The sequence below is a fragment of the Streptomyces liangshanensis genome (genome assembly GCF_011694815.1).
Taxonomy (GTDB): Bacteria; Actinomycetota; Actinomycetes; order Streptomycetales; family Streptomycetaceae; genus Streptomyces; species Streptomyces liangshanensis.
Genome location: NZ_CP050177.1, coordinates 4582830 through 4598737, shown reverse-complemented (window position 1 = coordinate 4598737; position 15908 = coordinate 4582830). Strand labels below are relative to the sequence as shown.

Genomic DNA, 15908 nt, shown 5'->3' with positions numbered 1-15908 from the left:
GAGCCTTGACCTGGGCATTCATCGAATGTTTATGCTCACCCGACATGCTCAGTGTGTCGATTCGTCGCGTCGGGGGGCAGACGAGTCGCCTGGGGACCGCTCGGTTCGAGTGAGCCTCCTGGATCCTTGACCGGCGACACCCGGGGGAGTTGCCGGTCAGGGGTCCCCCCAACAGCGCCACCGAAACAAGGGGAGACTTCGATGACTGCCGAGAACAACGAAGAGATCGTCACGATGGACAACCACGCGCCCGCACCGCCGGTGGGCGACGGTCCGAAGCCCTTGGACAACCACGCACCGGTGGCACCCACGAAGGGGACCGGTACGGCGACGACGCAGGGCGACAATCACGCGCCCGTTCCGCCCAAGGGCTGACAACTCCGACGGGGGAGGAACGGCCGCGGCGGCGCGGAGGGGGGGCCGTCGCGGCCGTTCTGTGCGTGGCGTACGAGGTAGGGGGACGGCTGAGGGGCCGGGCGGTGAGCCCGGCCCCTCAGCCGTTCGTCCGTGCGCCCGTGCGCGCTCAGCTCGCGACGCGGGCTGTCGCCTTGCAACCGGTGACGTTCCTGAGGGTGCTCGGGGTCTCCATCGGGATTCGTACCGTCGTGGACTCCCCGCTGTCCAGGGTCACTTCGGTGTCCGCGTTGTCGAGCACCGCGCCCGACGCGCCGCGGAAGTCCACGTCGACCTCGTAGGTCGCCGTGGTGCCGGTCGGGGCCTGGACCCGTACCGTCGCGTACGTGACGGCCTTCCGCTTGCCCGCCGCCCTGCGGACGCACGTGATGACCTCGGCCACGACGTCGTTCCCCGAAGTCGCCTTGGCGGTGGGGGTGTTGTCGTACGAGTAGTCCGTATCCGAATCGGAGTGGGTGCCGCCGTACGAACCGTTGCTCTTCTTCGAGTTGGAGCAGCCTCCCCCGCTGTCACCACTCGACCCGCCCGACCCGCTCGACCCGCTCGATCCCCTGCTCTTGCCGTGGCCCGACGAGAAGCCCGTCAGGGCCAGGACCACCGCGACCAGTACGGCCGCGAACTTCAGACGTCGGCGTATCACGTTCTTTCTCAACTCCCCCGTAATCCTTGCCCGTCACCTAGTGACGCAGGTCACGATTCTGCCATGTCACTGGGCGGCGGGCTTCCTCGTCTCGGGTGTGTAACCACTCACAACCACGGAGGAACACACACCATGGACGCACGACTGGACTTCATGGCCGAGCCGACCACCGGCAAGGCCCTCAAGTACCTGATGTCGGCGGGCAAGGCGCTCAGGGACACGGCGCTGCCGATCACCACGCAGGAACTCGTGTCGGTGCGGGTGAGCCAGATCAACGGCTGCGCCGCCTGCCTCGACATGCACATCAAGGAGGCCCTCGGCGCCGGCGAGGACCCGGTACGGCTGGGTCTGGTGGCGGCGTGGCCGGAGGCCACGGTCTTCACCGACGCCGAGCGGGCCGCGCTGGAGCTGGCCGAGGCGGGAACCCGGCTCGCGGACGCGGCCCCGGGCGTCAGCGACGAGGTATGGGCGAAAGCCGCCAAGCACTACGACCAACAGCAGCTCGCCGCGCTGGTGTTGCTGGTCAGCTTCATGAACCTGGCGAACCGGATGAACATCATCACCCGGCAGCCCGGAGGCGACTACCAGCCCGGGGGGTGGCACTGAAACATGGAGGTACGGAGGGACGGAGAGGGACGGACGGAGAGGGGTCAGGTTGTGGGCAGGGTCGAGGAGTTCGCCGAACTGCGACCGCTGTTGTTCTCGATCGCCTACCGGATCCTGGGCAGCGTCACCGAGGCCGAGGACGCGGTTCAGGAGACCTGGCTGCGCTTCGAGGCCGCCCCGACGCGGCCCAGGTCGGCCAAGTCCTTCCTGTCGGCCGTGGTCACCCGGATCTCGATCGACGTGCTGCGCTCGGCGCGCGTCCGGCGGGAGGAGTACGTCGGGCCGTGGTTCCCGGAGCCGCTGCTCGCCGATCCCTACGAGGACCCGGCGCGCTCGGCCGAGCTGGCCGACTCGGTGTCGACGGCGGCCCTGTTGCTGCTGGAGCGGCTCAGTCCGCTGGAACGCGCGGTCTTCGTGCTGCGCGAGGTGTTCGACTTCGGCTTCCCCGAGGTCGCCTCGGCGGTCGGGCGGTCGGAGGACGCGTGCCGCCAGCTCGCGGTACGGGCCCGCCGGCACATGAAGGCGGGCCGGCCACGCTTCGAAGCCGACCGCAAGGAGCGCGAGGAGCTCGCCGACCGGTTCTTCGAGGCGCTGCGCGAGGGCGAGGTCGACGGCCTGCAGCAACTGCTCGCCGCCGATGTCTCCCTGGCAGGCGACGCCGGTGGCAAGGCCCCGCAGCTGGCCAGGTCGATCATCGGCGCGGAGAAGGTGGCCCGGCTGCTGGCCGCTGTCTTCCCTGCGATGGCCCGCATCGACGTCACCTCCGAGCCCCACGTGATCAACGGTCGGCCCGGCGCGATCTTCCGCGACCGGGACGGGAAGGTCCTGCACACGCTGGGGCTCGATGTGCTCGACGGGCGGATCCAGACGATCCGCCTGGTGCTGAACCCCGACAAGCTGGGTCACGTCGGTCCCGTCGCGGACGCCTGGGGCATCTCCCGCGAGCTGAGGGAGTCACGCAGACCCGCGGAATGAGCGCGAACCGGGTCGGTGCTCAGGCGTGCCCGACCCGGGCGCCCGCGGGTGGCGCCGGCGGACGAGGTGCACGACGCGGCCGCGGACGCCGTACCGCACAAGACCACGAGACACTGCCCGCTCGGGCACGGGCCCGGGCCCGCGCACGGGCCGGAAGCGGGGTGCGGCGGGGCGGGGACCTGGGCCGGGAAGCGGTGCGCCCGGACCGGTGCGCCCGGGACCGGTGCGCCCGGGCCCGGTGGGCCGGTGGCCGGCCAGGGCCTCGGGCGCCTCGCCGTGCGTGGCCGCTGCCGGATCCCGTACCGGGCACCGCCCGTCGGCGGTCCCGGCCGCCCGCGGTCGACGCGGGCACTCCGCGACCACCGCCAGAGCGCCCGGACGCTCGGTACGGTCCGGCGCGCCCCACGCGCAGCAGGGCCCGGTGCGTACCGTCTAGCGCCCCACGCGCAGCGGGGCCCAATCCGTACCCTCTAGCGCCCCCCGCGCCCCGTCGCCGTCCCCTTCACCGCGTCCAGCGCGTACACGCAGCGGTCCTTGCTGCACGCGTACACCACGCCCCGCCGCGCCACCGGCGACCCCGTGATCTCCCCGCCCGTCGCCAGCTTCCAGCGCAGTTGGCCGCCGCTCGCGTCCAGCGTGTACAGCACGTGGTCGGCCGAGCCGAAGTGGAGCCTGCCGTCCGCCACGACCGGCGCGCCGATCACCTCGCCACCCGCCGCGAACCGCCACTTCGGCGTGCCCGTCACCGCGTCCAGCGTGTAGAGCGCGCTGCCGCTGCCGACGTGGACGTTGCCGTCCGCCACCAGCACCGGTTCGATGGACTGCCGGGACTCGGTGGCGATCCGCCAGCGGTCCTTGCCGTTGGCGGCGTCGAGCGCGTACACCGTGCCGAGATAGTCCGCGAGGTACACCCCGCCGCCCGTCACCGCGGGCCCCGGCGCGAAGGCCGGCGGGGAAAGGAAGACGGCGGGGGCCTCGAAGTGCCAGTACACCCGGCCGCTCACGACGTCGATCGCCAGCACCCGCGTCCCGGCGGAGACGTACAACCGCCCGTCGGGCGCGGGCCTGACCCGGACCGGCACCCCGCCGCACGACGCGGCGTCCCCGACGGGGTACGACCAGCGCTCCGCGCCGGAGCGCGCGTCGAGCGCGCGCAGCCGGGCGTCCTGCCACACATACACCGTGTCGTCGAAGATCGCCGGACCGGCCTCCGGGGTCTCGAAGTCCGTCTGCGCCCCGGTCGTCTCCCACAGCTTCCGCCCGCCGGCCGCGTCCCAGGCCTGGACCCCGCCGCCGCGCGTACCGGTGACGACCGTGCCGCGGTCGACCTTGAGGGAGTACACCCAGGCGTCGGTCTGGAGGCGCCAGCGCTCGCTGCCGTCCTGGCCGTCGAGGGCGTACAGCGTCGGCCCGTCCGAGGCGTGGATACGGCCCTCCGCCACCGCCATCGCCCAGGCCACGTCGCGCGTCTTGAACTGGCGCCGCCCGCTGGCCACGTCCAGCGCGTGGACCTCGAAGGACGTCACGTACAGCAGATCGCCGTCGACGACCGGCGTGCCCCAGACGTCGTTCGACATCCGGAACCGCCACGGCCGCCAGCGCCCCGGCGCGCCGTCGGGCGCCTGCGCGGGGGCCGGGACGGGCGGGACGACCGGGCTGGTGGGCAGTTCCCCGCCGGTCAGCCCGGCGGGCGGGCGGATCCAGCCGGTGGCGGGGCCCGCCTCGGCGGCCACCGCGCCGCGCGCGTCCGCGACCCGGGGGCCCGGCCCGATCGGCACGGGCGAACCCGCGAGCCGGACGGGGCTGCCGGCCGGGGCGGACAGCGGGGCCTGCGGGGGCAGGGGGGACTGCGCGCCGTGCGGCGGCGGGAAGGGCCCCGGCGCGGCGGGGCGGGGGCCGCCTCCGCGCGGGTCGTTGCCCGGACGCCAGGCGGACTCCCACTCGGGGTTGTGCGGGGGCCGGGACGGCGGGGGCGGCGGTACGGGGGCCGGCGGCCGTACCGGTACGGGCGCGGGGCCGCGCCCCCCGGCCCTGCGGCGCTCGATCATGGCCGTCGCCAGATCCGGCAGCCAGGCCGACGCCGTACCGCTGTCGTCGCTGCCCGAGGCGAAGAGGTGCGGGGCCAGCTGCGCCTGGAGGTCGGCGGGCGTGGGGCGGCGGGTGGCGTCCATCTGCATGCAGGAGTCGATGAGGGGTCTCAGCTCGTCCGGCAGGCCTTCCAGGTCCGGGCCCTCGCGCAGCAGCATGAAGACCGTCTCGACCGGATTGCCGCCGTGGTAGGGCGCGTGCCCGGTCGCGGCGAAGACGAGCGTCGAGCCGAGGGAGAAGATGTCGCTGGCGCCGGTGACGCTGCGGGAGTCCCTGGCCTGCTCGGGCGACATGTACGCGGGGGTGCCGACGGCCACGTTGGTCATCGTCAGGCGGGTGTTGGAGACGCCGGAGGCGATGCCGAAGTCGATGACGCGCGGGCCGTCCTCGACCACCAGGACGTTCGAGGGCTTCATGTCACGGTGCACCAGATTGGCGCCGTGGATGGACTGGAGGGCCTCGGCGATGCCCGCGGCCAGCCAGCGCACGGCCTGGGCCGGCATGGGACCGCACTCATTTACTATTTCTTCCAGCGACGGCGCCGGTACGTAGGCGGTGGCCAGCCAGGGCACGGCGGCGCGGGGGTCGGCGTCCACGACCGCGGCGGTGTAGAACCCGCTGACCGCGCGGGCGGCCTCCACCTCACGCGTGAAGCGGACCCGGAACAGCTGGTCCTCGGCAAGCTCGGTACGGACCGTCTTGATCGCGACCCGGCGTCCCGATGCCGAACGCGCGAGATAGACCAGCCCCATGCCGCCGGCTCCGAGCCGTCCCAGCACCTCGAAAGGGCCGATACGCCTCGGGTCGTGCTGCGTCAGCTGCTCCACTTGCCTGCCACCTCCCCGTACGGGCCACAAAGGTACGGCCCCGTGCCCCCTGATTCTTCCTGTCGGAGGCATCGGTTGCGAACCCGGGGGCGGATCGGAGTGTCCTACCGCGATCCGGACAACATGCGGAGCGTGTGCTTACGCCGATCGGCCGGCTTCCCCGCCGTTGTCCTCGGTGGCGCCTTCGTCGCTTGCGCCGCGCTTCCCGTTCGCCGCGGGCTGCTCGCTCGCCGCGGCGGGTTTGTCCGCTTCTGACTCCGATTCCGATTCTGATTCCGGTCGCGGTTCCGGTTGCGGCTTCGGCTTCGGTTCGGCCAGTACGGCGAAGGACGCGCCCTGGTTGTCGCTGACCACCGCCATCCGCCCGGACTCGATGTCGAACGGAGGCGCCGTCACCCGGCCGCCGAGCCGGACGACGTCCGCGGCCGTCGCGTCGCAGTCGGCGACCGCGAAGTAGCTGAGGAAGTGGCCCGGCATCTCCACCGGGAAGGCGTCGGTGATCACGCTGCGGCCGCCGATCGCGGTGTCGGGGCCCGGTTCCGTACCGGCCGGGGACCACATGCGGAAGTCCACCGCGTCGTCGGACACGTCCGTACCGAGGAAGCCGAAGACGGTCTCGTAGAACGGGTCCACGCTCGCCTTGTCGCGGGTGTAGACCTCGGTCCAGCAGAAGGATCCCGGCAGGCCCTTCTTCTCGAAGCCCGTGTCGTCCCCGGCCTGCCAGAGGCCGAACACCGCCCCGGCCGGGTCCGCCGCCAGCGCCACGACGCCGAAGTCCCCCAGGGACATCGGCTCACGCACCATCTGGCCGCCCGCGGCCCGGATCGTCCGGCTGAGGGCGGTGGCGTCGGGGGTCGCGAAGTAGACGCCCCAGGCGGTCGGCATCCGGCCGTCCCGCTTGGCGGCGAGCCCGGCCACGCGCTTCCCGTCGCTGAAGGCCTCGGTGTAGTGCCCGTGGGCGGGGCCGCTGTCGTCGCCGAAGGTCCAGCCGAAGAGGTCCCCGTAGAAGCGCTTGCCCGCCTCCAGGTCGGGGAGCGACACATCCACCCAGCACGGCGTGCCTTCCGCGAATGCGGCCATGAGCCAGGATCCTTCCGTGCGCTTCCGCGTGTGGTGCCCGTCACACCAAGTTAAGGGGGCGCGGGGCGGAGCGCAGGGCGACAAATAGAACGTATGTCCTAGATATGCGCCATTACTGTGACGCGACCCCGGGTGGCGCTTGCCTCGCGCGGCGAAGTTGTCCACCGAAGTTGTCCACAGGCTGTTGATAACACTATTGCGGGGCGAGGTCTCGGTGGAGCCGTGCCGAGAGCCCCGCGGACCCGTGCCTGGACCCATGCGCGGAAGGGGTGGTTCCCCATTTGCAGTCGGCCAAATCGCGCTCAGATCACCCGTCGGTAAGCTGACGGCATGACAGGACAAGTACGCACCGTCGACGGCCGCGTGGCTGGTCGACGCGGCCAGGCGACGCGGCAGAAGCTGCTCGACTGCCTCAGCGAGATGCTCAGCTCCTCGCCGTACCGGGACGTCAAAGTCATCGACGTCGCCCGGAAGGCGGGGACTTCACCTGCGACCTTCTACCAATACTTCCCGGATGTCGAGGGCGCCGTCCTCGAAATCGCCGAGGAAATGGCCAAGGAGGGCACCGGGTTGACCGGACTGGTCTCCGGCCGCTCCTGGGCCGGGAAGGCCGGCTGGCAGACGTCGGAAGATCTGGTGGAAGGTTTCCTCGACTTCTGGCGCAAGCACGACGCGATCCTGAGGGTCGTCGATCTGGGCGCCGCGGAGGGGGACAAGCGGTTCAACAAGATCCGCATGAAGGTCCTCAACTCCGTCACCAACTCCCTTACGGACTCCGTGAAGGAGCTCCAGTCCAAGGGCCGGGTCGACAAGGACGTCAGCCCCGCGGCACTGGCCGGCTCCCTGGTCGTCCTGCTGGCCTCGGTGGCCTCGCACCAGAAAAGCTTCCAGGGCTGGGGTGTGAAGCAGGCCGAACTGAAGCCGAACCTGGCGCTGTTGGTCCACCTCGGCATCACGGGCCGGAAGCCCACGAAGTAGCCGGGCCGCGCGAGCCGGCGCAGCGGCCGGCGGGCACGGCACGGGCGTGCCCCAACTCCCCCGTCCTGTCACGCCGGCGGCGGATCACAGACTGATCCCCGCCGGCGCTCCCGTACCGGGACGCGGTTCACTCCGACTTGTTCACGGCGCCGTCGGACCCGTTCATGAGGTCGTCCGACCGGTTCACCTCTCTCCCACACACACCCGCTCCACCACACGCGCACGGGTGGTGGTGCCCCACAGCATGCCTCCGGGGGTTGAATGGCCCGCATGGACGAGCAGCGGTACGACGAGGGCCAGGAGGCCTTTCGGGCGTTGTTGCGCGCCCAGCGCGTCTGGGACACGGACCTGCCCGCCTTCGACCCCGACACCGCGCCCGACGAGCCGTTGCCGCTCTTCCACCGGTGGTTCGGCGAGGCGGTGGCGGCGGGACAGCCCGAGCCCCACACGATGACCCTCGCGACCGCCGACGAGCGGGGCCGGCCCGACGTACGGACCCTGATGCTGCACGACGCGGACGTACGGGGCTGGCACTTCGCCACGCACGCCACCAGCCGCAAGGGCCGCCACCTGGCCGCCCGCCCCGAGGCCGCGCTCGGCTTCTACTGGGCGGCGCAGGGGCGTGCGGTACGGCTCCGGGGCCCGGTGACGACGGCCGACGCGGCCGAGACCCGGGCGGACCTGCACGCCCGCTCGACGGGTGCGCTGGCGGCGGCGCTGGTGGGGCGGCAGAGCGAAGTCCTCGACTCGGCGGCGGAGTTGGCGCGGGCGAGCGGGGAGGCGTGGGAGCGGGCGGAACGCGACCCGGCGGCCGAGGCGCGGTCGTGGACGGGGTACGTGCTGGCGCCGGCCGAGGTCGAGTTCTTCCAGGGCGACGCCCGAAGGCGGCACGTGCGGCTGCGGTACCGGCGCGAAGGGGACGGCTGGGTACGGGAGTTGCTCTGGCCTTGACGGGGGCGGGGGCCGCCGCGGCAGAGCGGGGCCCCCGGGGAGGACGAGCGGGAGCGCAGCCGCCATCCGGTCCGCCGCGTCACGGTGTCGCATCATGGCCGCCATGAACACGGAAGCCTGCGACCCCGCCGAGTCGGCCGCTCTCCGCGAGATCTTCGCGTCCCGCCCCGAGGCGGTGCCGGCGGCCGGCTGGGAGGCGGTGCGGTCCTTCGAGGCGGAGCACGGCATCGTGCTGCCGGAGCCGTACCGCACCTTCGTGGCGGAGATCTGCGACGGACTGCGTGCGGGGCCGCCGTCCTACGGTCTGCTCCCCCTCGCGCGAACGCCCCGGGACTGGGGCTCGGACCGCCCTGAACGCCTGCTCGCCGAGCCCTTTCCGCTCGCGGCGGCGTGGCTGTGGGAGGCGACGGGCCACGAAGAGGTCCTGTCGGCCGAGGAGTTCGAGGCCCGGACGGACCCCGTGTTCGACCACGGCTCACTGCTGCTGGGCACCGACGGCTGCGGCATGTACTGGCACTTGATCGTCACCGGCCCGCAGCGCGGCCACGTCTGGCAGATCTCCGGTGAGGGCGCGATGCCGTTCGGTGGTACCGGGTCGCCCGACGGGCAGATGCCGGGCATCCCTGGCTTCGCCGGCTGGGCGGCCAAGTGGGCCCAGGGCCTTTCCTGGTTCGCCCGCGTCTGACGCGCCCGTCCGAACGAGCGCGTCCCGTGGCCGAGGCCGGGTCCGCGGGGCTCAGCCCTCTGCCGGATACGGGTACGGGTCCAGGTCCGGGTCGGTGGCGAGGCGGGCGTGGTGGTGGACGTGCTGGTAGGCGTCCGTGCGGTGGGGGGCGAACATGGCGTCTCTTAGGGTGCCTTCGTACGCGTAGCCGCAGCGTTCCGCGATCCGGCACGAGGCCTCGTGGCCCAGGGCGTGGCCCAGGTCGATGCGGTGCAGGCCCGCCTCCTCGAAGCCCCAGCGGCCGCACACGGCCAGGGCGCGGCGGGCGACGCCCCGGCCCCGGGCCTCCGGGAGGACCCAGTAGCCCACGCGCGCGCTGCGCATCCGCAGGTCGATCATGGCCAGGCCGACGTGGCCGAGGATGCGGCCGGTCGCCTCGTCGGTCACGCAGAAGTGGGCCATCTCGTCGTTCGCGCGGCCCTCGGCGCGCTGGCGGATGTGTTCGGTGGCGCCGGCCTCGGTGGTGACGGGGACGAGCGGGGTGTTCCAGCGCAGGAACTCGGGGTCGGTGTGGCCGCGCACCAACGTGGCCTCGTCCCCCGTGCGCCACGCGCGCAGCCGCAGGCCGTGTCCGAGGACGTCGGCGGGTGGGGGGAGGTGGACGGGGGCGGTGCGGTCCTGGGGTGCGGGGGCGGTGTTGGCGTGGTTCGCGTGGCCGTTCGCGGCGCCGGTCCTGTTGTCGCTCACCCCGCCATTCAACCGCGTCCACCGCCCGGCGGCGGTGGCCGGGAGCGGTCGTACCGGCTCGTACGCACCCCCGCACCCCCGCGCGTGATCGATTCGCAACCGATTCCGGGCTTGACCGAGACCAAACAATTGGGCCCGCGATTACGCTCGGTTCATGGCCGCCGACACCGACCCCAGCAACGACCTGCCCGTGTACGTCATCGGCGGTGGCCCGGGCGGGCTCGCCGTCGCCGCCGCGTTGCGCGAGCGGGGCGTACGTACCGTCGTACTGGAGAAGTCCGAGGCCCTCGGGGCCTCCTGGCGCCGCCACTACCACCGGCTGCGTCTGCACACCACCCGGCGGAAGTCGGGCCTTCCCGGGCTCAGGATCCCGCGCTCGTACGGGCGTTGGGTGGCCCGCGCGGACGTGGTGCGGTACCTGGAGACGTACGCGGAACACCACGGTCTCGAAGTCGTCACCGGCGTCGAGGTCATGCGCGTCGAGCGCGCCCCCGGCGGGGTCGGCTGGTTGCTGCACGCGACCGGCGGCCGCCAGCTGACCGGGCGCGGGGTGGTCGTGGCGACCGGCTACAACCACACGCCCAGGCTGCCCGACTGGCCCGGACGCGAGGCGTACGAAGGGGAGTTGGTGCACGCGGGCGAGTACCGCGACGCGCAGCCGTACGCCGGCAAGGACGTGCTCGTCGTCGGCGTCGGCAACACGGGCGCGGAGATCGCGGTCGACCTGGTCGAGGGGGGTGCGGCGCGGGTACGGCTCGCGGTGCGCACCGTCCCGCACATCGTGCGCCGCTCGACGCTGGGGTGGCCCGCGCAGTCGTCCGGCATCCTGATCCGGCGCCTGCCGGCCCCGCTCGTGGACCGGCTCGCCGCCCTCCAGGCCCGCGTCGCCCTCCCCGACCTGACGTCGAAGGGGCTGCCGCGCCCGGACACCGGCCTGTTGTCGCGGGCGCGCGAGGGCGCGATACCGGTGCAGGACGTCGGTCTGGTCGCGGCGGTCCGCAAGGGCCGGGTGGAGCCGGTGGCGGCGGTGGAGTCCTTCGAGGAGGACAAGGTCGTCCTCGCGGACGGCACCCGGATCGCGCCGGACGTGGTGATCGCCGCGACGGGCTACCGCCGCGCCCTGGAGGGCCTGGTGGGCGACCTGGACCTCCTGGACGCCCGGGGCCGCCCCCGCGTCCACGGCGCCCGCACCGCCCCCGGCGCCCCCGGCCTCCACTTCACGGGCTTCACGAACCCGATCAGCGGGATGCTCCGCGAACTGTCCCTGGACGCCCGCCGCATCGCGAAGGCGCTGTCGCGGTAGGCGCGGGGGCGGAGTCGTACGCCCTGGGCGTGTACGCGGAAGCGCGTACACGCTACGGACGCGGCCTCACGCCACCCCCGCCACCACCACCGGCCTGACCGTCGGCGGGCGGCGGATCACCAGGGCCATCAGGGCCGCCGCCGCGCACAGCGCGCCCGACGCGTACCAGACCACGTCGTACGAGCCGAAGACGTCCCTCGCGACGCCGCCCGCGAAGGCGACGACCGCCGCGCCCACCTGGTGGGAGGCGAGGACCCAGCCGAAGACGATCGCGCTGTCGTCGCCGTAGTGCTCGCGGCACAGGGCGATCGTCGGGGGGACCGTGGCGACCCAGTCCAGGCCGTAGAAGACGATGAAGAACAGCATCGGCGGATGCACGCTCGGCGCCAGCAGCATCGGCAGGAAGAGCAACGAGACGCCGCGCAGGGCGTAGTAGACGGCCAGCAGGCGCCGCGCCTCGAAGCGGTCGGTGAACCAGCCGGAGGCGATCGTGCCGACGACGTCGAAGACCCCGATGACCGCGAGCAGCGAGGCCGCCGCCGTGATCGGCATGCCGTGGTCGTGCGCGGCCGGTACGAAGTGGGTCTTGACCAGGCCGTTCGTCGAGGCGCCGCAGATCGCGAAGGTCCCGGCCAGCAGCCAGAACGGTCCGGTGCGGGCGGCCGACACCAGCACCCCGACGGCCCGCCGCGCCGCCCCCGGCACCGGGCCGGGCTTCGGGGTGTAGGTCTCGGCGCCGTACGCCGCGAGCCCGACGTCCGCCGGGTGGTCGCGCAGCAGCAGCCAGACGAAGGGGACCACCGCGATCGCGGCGAGCGCCACCGTGATGGAGGCGGGACGCCAGCCGTGGTGCTCCACCAGCCAGGACAGGAAGGGCAAGAACACCAACTGCCCCGACGCGCCCGCCGCCGTGAGGATGCCGGTGACGAGGCCGCGCTTGGCGACGAACCAGCGGTTGGTGACGGTCGCCGCGAAGGCCAGGGCCATCGAGCCGCTGCCGAGGCCGACCAGGACGCCCCAGAACAGGACGAGTTGCCAGGCCGCCGTCATCCACACCGTGAGCAGCGAGCCGACCGAGATGATCGTCAGGGCGACGGCCACCACCCGGCGGATCCCGAAGCGGTCCATCAGCGCGGCGGCGAACGGCGCGGTCAGCCCGTACAGCGCCAGGTTGACCGAGACGGCGAACCCGATCGTGCCGCGCGACCAGTCGAACTCCTGGTGCAGCGGGTCGATCAGCAGCCCGGGCAGCGAGGCGAAGGCCGCGGCGCCGATGATCGTCACGAAGGTGACGACGGCGACGAACCACGCCCGGTGGATCCGGCCGGGGGTACGGGGGGCGCCGGTGGCCGTGGCGGCGGGCGCGAGGGTGTCTCCCGCGCGTGCGTCTCCCGCCGGTACGTCTCCCGCGGAACGTTCGGTTGTCTGCGTCACGTCCATCAGGATCCCGAAGGCCGGGAACGCGGGCGAGTGGCCCGAGGGACAGCGTTCGCTAGGATCGGGCCATGGCTACGACGGAAGGCAGAGCGCTCCGCGCGTCCTGCGCTCCCCCGGCGGAGAAACGTCACTTCACGCGCCTCAGCCGCCGCACCGGCCGCGCCGCCAGCAGCACCCCGCACACCCCCACGTTGATCACCGCCCCCGCGACCAGCACCTCCCGCACCCCGATCGACTCGGCCACCGGCCCGGCCAGGGCCCGCCCCACCGCCAGCATGATGAGCGAGCCCGCCACGTCGTACGCGTGCAGCCGGTTGAGGGCCTCGTTCGGGATCTGCGTCTGTACGGTCGTCGACCACATCACCAGCCAGAACGCCAGCGAGACCCCGCCCACGAGGAAGCCCCCGGCCAGGACGGGTACGGGGACGTCGTACGCGAGCACCAGCACGTTCGCGATCACCCCGAACAGCGCGAACGTCCCCGCGAACAACGGCCTGTTGGGCCGCAGCCGCATCGCGATCAGCGCGCCCACCACCTCGCCCGCGCCGTTGAAGGTCATCATCAGCCCGTACATCGCGGAGCTGTGCCGGTCGGTGACCACGACCGCCTCCAGCGGGGTGATCGGGCCGAGCACGGTGATCCCGTACACCGACCACACCGCGATGACCCCCCAGAGCCAGGACCGCGCCCGGAACTCCCGCCAGCCGCCCACCAGTTCGGAGAGCATCGACTCCCCCTTCACCGGCGCCACGGACTCCATGCGGATGAGGAGGAAGCAGATCCCGCTGACGCCGAAGGTCGCCGCGTTGACGCCGAAGATCATGCCGGGCCCGCCGAACCCGGCCAGCGCGCCCGCGATCCCCGGCCCCGCCATCATGGTCACGGACTCCGCGACGCGCAGCACCGCGTTGCCGCGCTGCACGTCGGGCGCCATCTGCGGCAGCATGCTGGCGACGCCGGGCTGGAACACGGCGGCGCCCAGGCCGTTGAGGGCGCTCAGCGCGTACACCAGCCAGAGCGGTGGCGCCCCGGTGGCGAAGGCGCCGGCCAGGACGACGGTGCTGACCAGCCGTACCGCGTCGGCGAGGACCATCATCCGGCGCGGGGTGAACCGGTCGGCGAGCACCCCGCCGACGATCACGAACCCGGCGAAGCACACCATCCACGAGCCGAGCGCGAAGCTGACGGCCGAGGCGCCGTGCCCGGTGTCGAGCAGCCCGGCCGCGAGGGCGACGGGCACCATGCCGTCGCCGAAGCGGGCCACGGTACGGGCGAGGAAGAAGAGCCGGAAGTTACGGTTCCAGAGCTTGGCCCCCGCGCCGCCCTCCGCCGGGGCCGTCGGGGCCGTCGCGCCGCCCTCCGCCGGGGCCGATGGGACCGACGGGACCGTCGGCGGGGGTTCGGGGGAAGCCTGGGCCGCCGCTGCGTGCTTATGGGTCACAGAAGGGACAGATATCAAGGAAGTGGTCTGGACCACCAGGGGGTATCCAGCACCCGGACCCGGAACAGCGTCGACAGGAGAGTGGAGCACCATGCAGGACCGACCGCCCCACCGCGTGGTCGTACTCGCCCTCGAAGGGCTCCTCCCCTTCGAACTCGGCATCCCCCACCGGATCTTCGGCCGGCCGGTCGGCGCCGGGGGCGGGCGGCTGTACGACGTCGTCACCTGCTCGGTCCGGCCCCCGGGCCCCGTACGGACCGACGCGGACTTCTCGATCCTCGTCGAGAACGGACCCGAGGCACTCGCCACCGCCGACACCGTGATCGTCCCGGCGTCGTACGAGCTGGGTCCGGTGTACGAGGAGGGCCGGCTCACCGACGAGCTGGCCGCCGCCCTCGCCCACGTACGGCCCGGCACCCGGCTGGTCTCCATCTGCACGGGCGGCTTCGTGCTGGCGGCGGCCGGATACCTCGACGGCCGCCCCGCGACCACCCACTGGTCCAACGCCGCCCACTTCCAGCGGCTCTTCCCCCGGGTCAGGGTCGACGCGGACGTCCTGTTCGTCGACGACGGCGAGGTGCTGACCTCGGCCGGGGTCGCCGCCGGGATCGATCTCTGCCTGCACATCGTGCGGCGCGACCACGGCACGGCGGTCGCCAACGACGTGGCACGCCGGACGGTCGTCCCGCCGCACCGGGACGGCGGGCAGGCCCAGTACATCGAACGCCCGCTGCCCGAGCCGCAGTTGACGAGCACCACCGGGGCGAGGAACTGGGCGCTGGCCCGCCTCCACGAACCGCTCCAGCTCCGGGACATGGCCGAGCAACAGTCCATGTCCGTGCGGACGTTCACGCGCCGCTTCCGTGAGGAGACGGGGATCAGCCCCGGGCAGTGGCTCGTTCGACAGCGGGTCGAACTGGCCCGCCACCTGCTGGAGTCGACGGACCTGTCCGTCGACCAGGTGGCGCGGGACGCCGGCTTCGGCACCGCGCAGTCGATGCGCCAGCACCTCCAGTCGGCGCTGGGTGTCGCGCCGACGGTCTACCGCCGTACGTTCCGGGCGGGCGCGCCAACGGCCGGGTGACCCGGCCGAGGCGGCGCCTCACGCCGTGGCCGGCCCGCGCCCGGGTCGAACGCCTCACGCCGTACGGGTCACGGCGCGCGCCGACCGGTAGGCCGGAGCGGGCGCCTGGGACGCCGGGCCCTTCGCGAGGGAGGGCGGGGAGACGGGGAGCGGCGCCTTGGGGGGCCGGGGGGTCGCAGCCGGGGGCGCCGACGGCGCGGGGGCGGCCTCGGGCGGGCGGGCCGCGCGGGGCGGTTCGGGTGTCTCCGACCGCGTCGCCGACGCGGGCGTACATCGGTCCACCTCGCACCAGATGCGCTTGCCCGCGCCTTCCGGCTGCCAGCCCCACCGGTCGGCGAGTCCGTCGACCAGTTCGAGCCCGCGGCCGTTGGTGGCCTCGCTCGTCGCGTGCCGGGGGCGCGGCGGGCAGGCGCTGGAGTCCGCGACCTCCACCCGTACCGTCCCCGCCTCGGCCGCGCCGGAGCCGAAGAGCATCCGCAGCACGGCCGGACAGCCCGTGTGCACCACGGCGTTGGTCACGAGCTCGGAGATGAGCAGGATCAGCGTCTCCGCGACCGGCTCGTCATCCCCCAACCCGGAACCCACGAGCCTCGACCGGGCCCACCGACGGGCCCGCCCCACCTCCGCGGGATCGGGCCCAACCTCCAACTGAACCTGAAGCACCTGCACCGCT

13 protein-coding genes and 2 pseudogenes are annotated in these 15908 nt (G+C 73.1%); 8 read left to right on the top strand and 7 right to left on the bottom strand.

The genetic code is table 11. From position 1 onward, the window contains the following. Nucleotides 1-201: 201 nt before the first annotated feature. Complete coding sequence (locus tag HA039_RS19960; protein WP_167031796.1) at nt 202-375, top strand: hypothetical protein; 174 nt, start codon at nt 202-204, stop codon at nt 373-375. Nucleotides 376-523: 148 nt separating this feature from the next. Here HA039_RS19960 and HA039_RS19955 read toward each other — a convergent pair whose 3' ends face one another. Next, a complete protein-coding gene (locus HA039_RS19955) occupies nt 524-1054 on the bottom strand; it encodes a hypothetical protein (RefSeq protein ID WP_167031793.1) in 531 nt (176 codons plus the stop codon). A gap of 132 nt (nt 1055-1186) precedes the next feature. On the opposite strand from HA039_RS19955, the gene HA039_RS19950 reads away from it, so the two are divergent. Together HA039_RS19950 and HA039_RS19945 are read left to right on the top strand one after the other, a co-directional pair. Continuing rightward, a complete protein-coding gene (locus HA039_RS19950; RefSeq protein ID WP_167031790.1) occupies nt 1187-1660 on the top strand; it encodes a carboxymuconolactone decarboxylase family protein in 474 nt (157 codons plus the stop codon). Between the two features lie 51 nt (nt 1661-1711). After that, nucleotides 1712-2635 carry an RNA polymerase sigma-70 factor gene (locus HA039_RS19945; RefSeq protein WP_167031787.1) on the top strand — a complete coding sequence of 308 codons (924 nt, stop codon included), beginning with the start codon at nt 1712-1714 and terminating at the stop codon, nt 2633-2635. A gap of 470 nt (nt 2636-3105) precedes the next feature. Here the strand turns inward: HA039_RS19945 and afsK are convergent, their stop codons facing one another. Together afsK and kbpA are read right to left on the bottom strand one after the other, a co-directional pair. Next, the gene (gene afsK / locus HA039_RS19940; RefSeq protein WP_167031784.1) at nt 3106-5550 is read right to left on the bottom strand and encodes a protein serine/threonine kinase AfsK; all 2445 of its coding nucleotides are present in this window, start codon (nt 5548-5550) and stop codon (nt 3106-3108) included. A gap of 315 nt (nt 5551-5865) precedes the next feature. Next, a pseudogene (gene kbpA / locus HA039_RS19935) lies at nt 5866-6630 on the bottom strand (AfsK-binding protein KbpA); the annotation flags it as partial. A gap of 330 nt (nt 6631-6960) precedes the next feature. Here kbpA and HA039_RS19930 point away from each other — a divergent pair. From HA039_RS19930 to HA039_RS19920, 3 genes are all read left to right on the top strand, one after another. Next, nucleotides 6961-7608, top strand: coding sequence for a TetR/AcrR family transcriptional regulator (locus tag HA039_RS19930; protein WP_161311362.1), 648 nt, complete (start codon nt 6961-6963; stop codon nt 7606-7608). Between the two features lie 270 nt (nt 7609-7878). Further along, nucleotides 7879-8559: a pyridoxine/pyridoxamine 5'-phosphate oxidase gene (locus tag HA039_RS19925; protein WP_167031778.1), complete on the top strand. Its 681-nt coding sequence runs from the start codon at nt 7879-7881 to the stop codon at nt 8557-8559. A 103-nt stretch (nt 8560-8662) separates the two neighbouring features. Next, nucleotides 8663-9244 carry an SMI1/KNR4 family protein gene (locus HA039_RS19920; protein WP_208298659.1) on the top strand — a complete coding sequence of 194 codons (582 nt, stop codon included), beginning with the start codon at nt 8663-8665 and terminating at the stop codon, nt 9242-9244. Between the two features lie 51 nt (nt 9245-9295). Here HA039_RS19920 and HA039_RS19915 read toward each other — a convergent pair whose 3' ends face one another. Beyond that, entirely contained in the window at nt 9296-9970 is a 675-nt protein-coding gene (locus HA039_RS19915; RefSeq protein ID WP_167031775.1) for a GNAT family N-acetyltransferase, read from the bottom strand. Between the two features lie 154 nt (nt 9971-10124). Between HA039_RS19915 and HA039_RS19910 the strand changes: the two genes are divergently transcribed. After that, nucleotides 10125-11273, top strand: a complete 1149-nt coding sequence (locus HA039_RS19910; RefSeq protein ID WP_167031772.1) for a flavin-containing monooxygenase — start codon at nt 10125-10127, stop codon at nt 11271-11273. A 66-nt stretch (nt 11274-11339) separates the two neighbouring features. Here the strand turns inward: HA039_RS19910 and HA039_RS19905 are convergent, their stop codons facing one another. Continuing rightward, entirely contained in the window at nt 11340-12713 is a 1374-nt protein-coding gene (locus HA039_RS19905) for an MFS transporter (RefSeq protein WP_243869597.1), read from the bottom strand. A gap of 124 nt (nt 12714-12837) precedes the next feature. Then, entirely contained in the window at nt 12838-14151 is a 1314-nt protein-coding gene (locus HA039_RS19900; protein WP_243869595.1) for an MFS transporter, read from the bottom strand. A gap of 91 nt (nt 14152-14242) precedes the next feature. Between HA039_RS19900 and HA039_RS19895 the strand changes: the two genes are divergently transcribed. Then, nucleotides 14243-15235 carry a GlxA family transcriptional regulator gene (locus HA039_RS19895; RefSeq protein ID WP_167031737.1) on the top strand — a complete coding sequence of 331 codons (993 nt, stop codon included), beginning with the start codon at nt 14243-14245 and terminating at the stop codon, nt 15233-15235. Nucleotides 15236-15463: 228 nt separating this feature from the next. On the opposite strand, the pseudogene HA039_RS19890 reads toward HA039_RS19895, so the two are convergent. Further along, a pseudogene (locus HA039_RS19890) lies at nt 15464-15904 on the bottom strand (ATP-binding protein); the annotation flags it as partial. Nucleotides 15905-15908: the final 4 nt, after the last annotated feature.

Bases quoted from the DNA above. Each gene is read 5' to 3' on its own strand.
- HA039_RS19895 (WP_167031737.1), top strand. From the start codon at position 14,243: ATGCAGGACCGACCGCCCCACCGCGTGGTCGTACTCGCCCTCGAAGGG.
- HA039_RS19925 (WP_167031778.1), top strand. From the start codon at position 7,879: ATGGACGAGCAGCGGTACGACGAGGGCCAGGAGGCCTTTCGGGCGTTG.
- HA039_RS19920 (WP_208298659.1), top strand. From the start codon at position 8,663: ATGAACACGGAAGCCTGCGACCCCGCCGAGTCGGCCGCTCTCCGCGAG.
- HA039_RS19905 (WP_243869597.1), bottom strand. From the start codon at position 12,713: ATGGACGTGACGCAGACAACCGAACGTTCCGCGGGAGACGTACCGGCG.
- HA039_RS19960 (WP_167031796.1), top strand. From the start codon at position 202: ATGACTGCCGAGAACAACGAAGAGATCGTCACGATGGACAACCACGCG.
- HA039_RS19930 (WP_161311362.1), top strand. From the start codon at position 6,961: ATGACAGGACAAGTACGCACCGTCGACGGCCGCGTGGCTGGTCGACGC.
- HA039_RS19950 (WP_167031790.1), top strand. From the start codon at position 1,187: ATGGACGCACGACTGGACTTCATGGCCGAGCCGACCACCGGCAAGGCC.
- HA039_RS19910 (WP_167031772.1), top strand. From the start codon at position 10,125: ATGGCCGCCGACACCGACCCCAGCAACGACCTGCCCGTGTACGTCATC.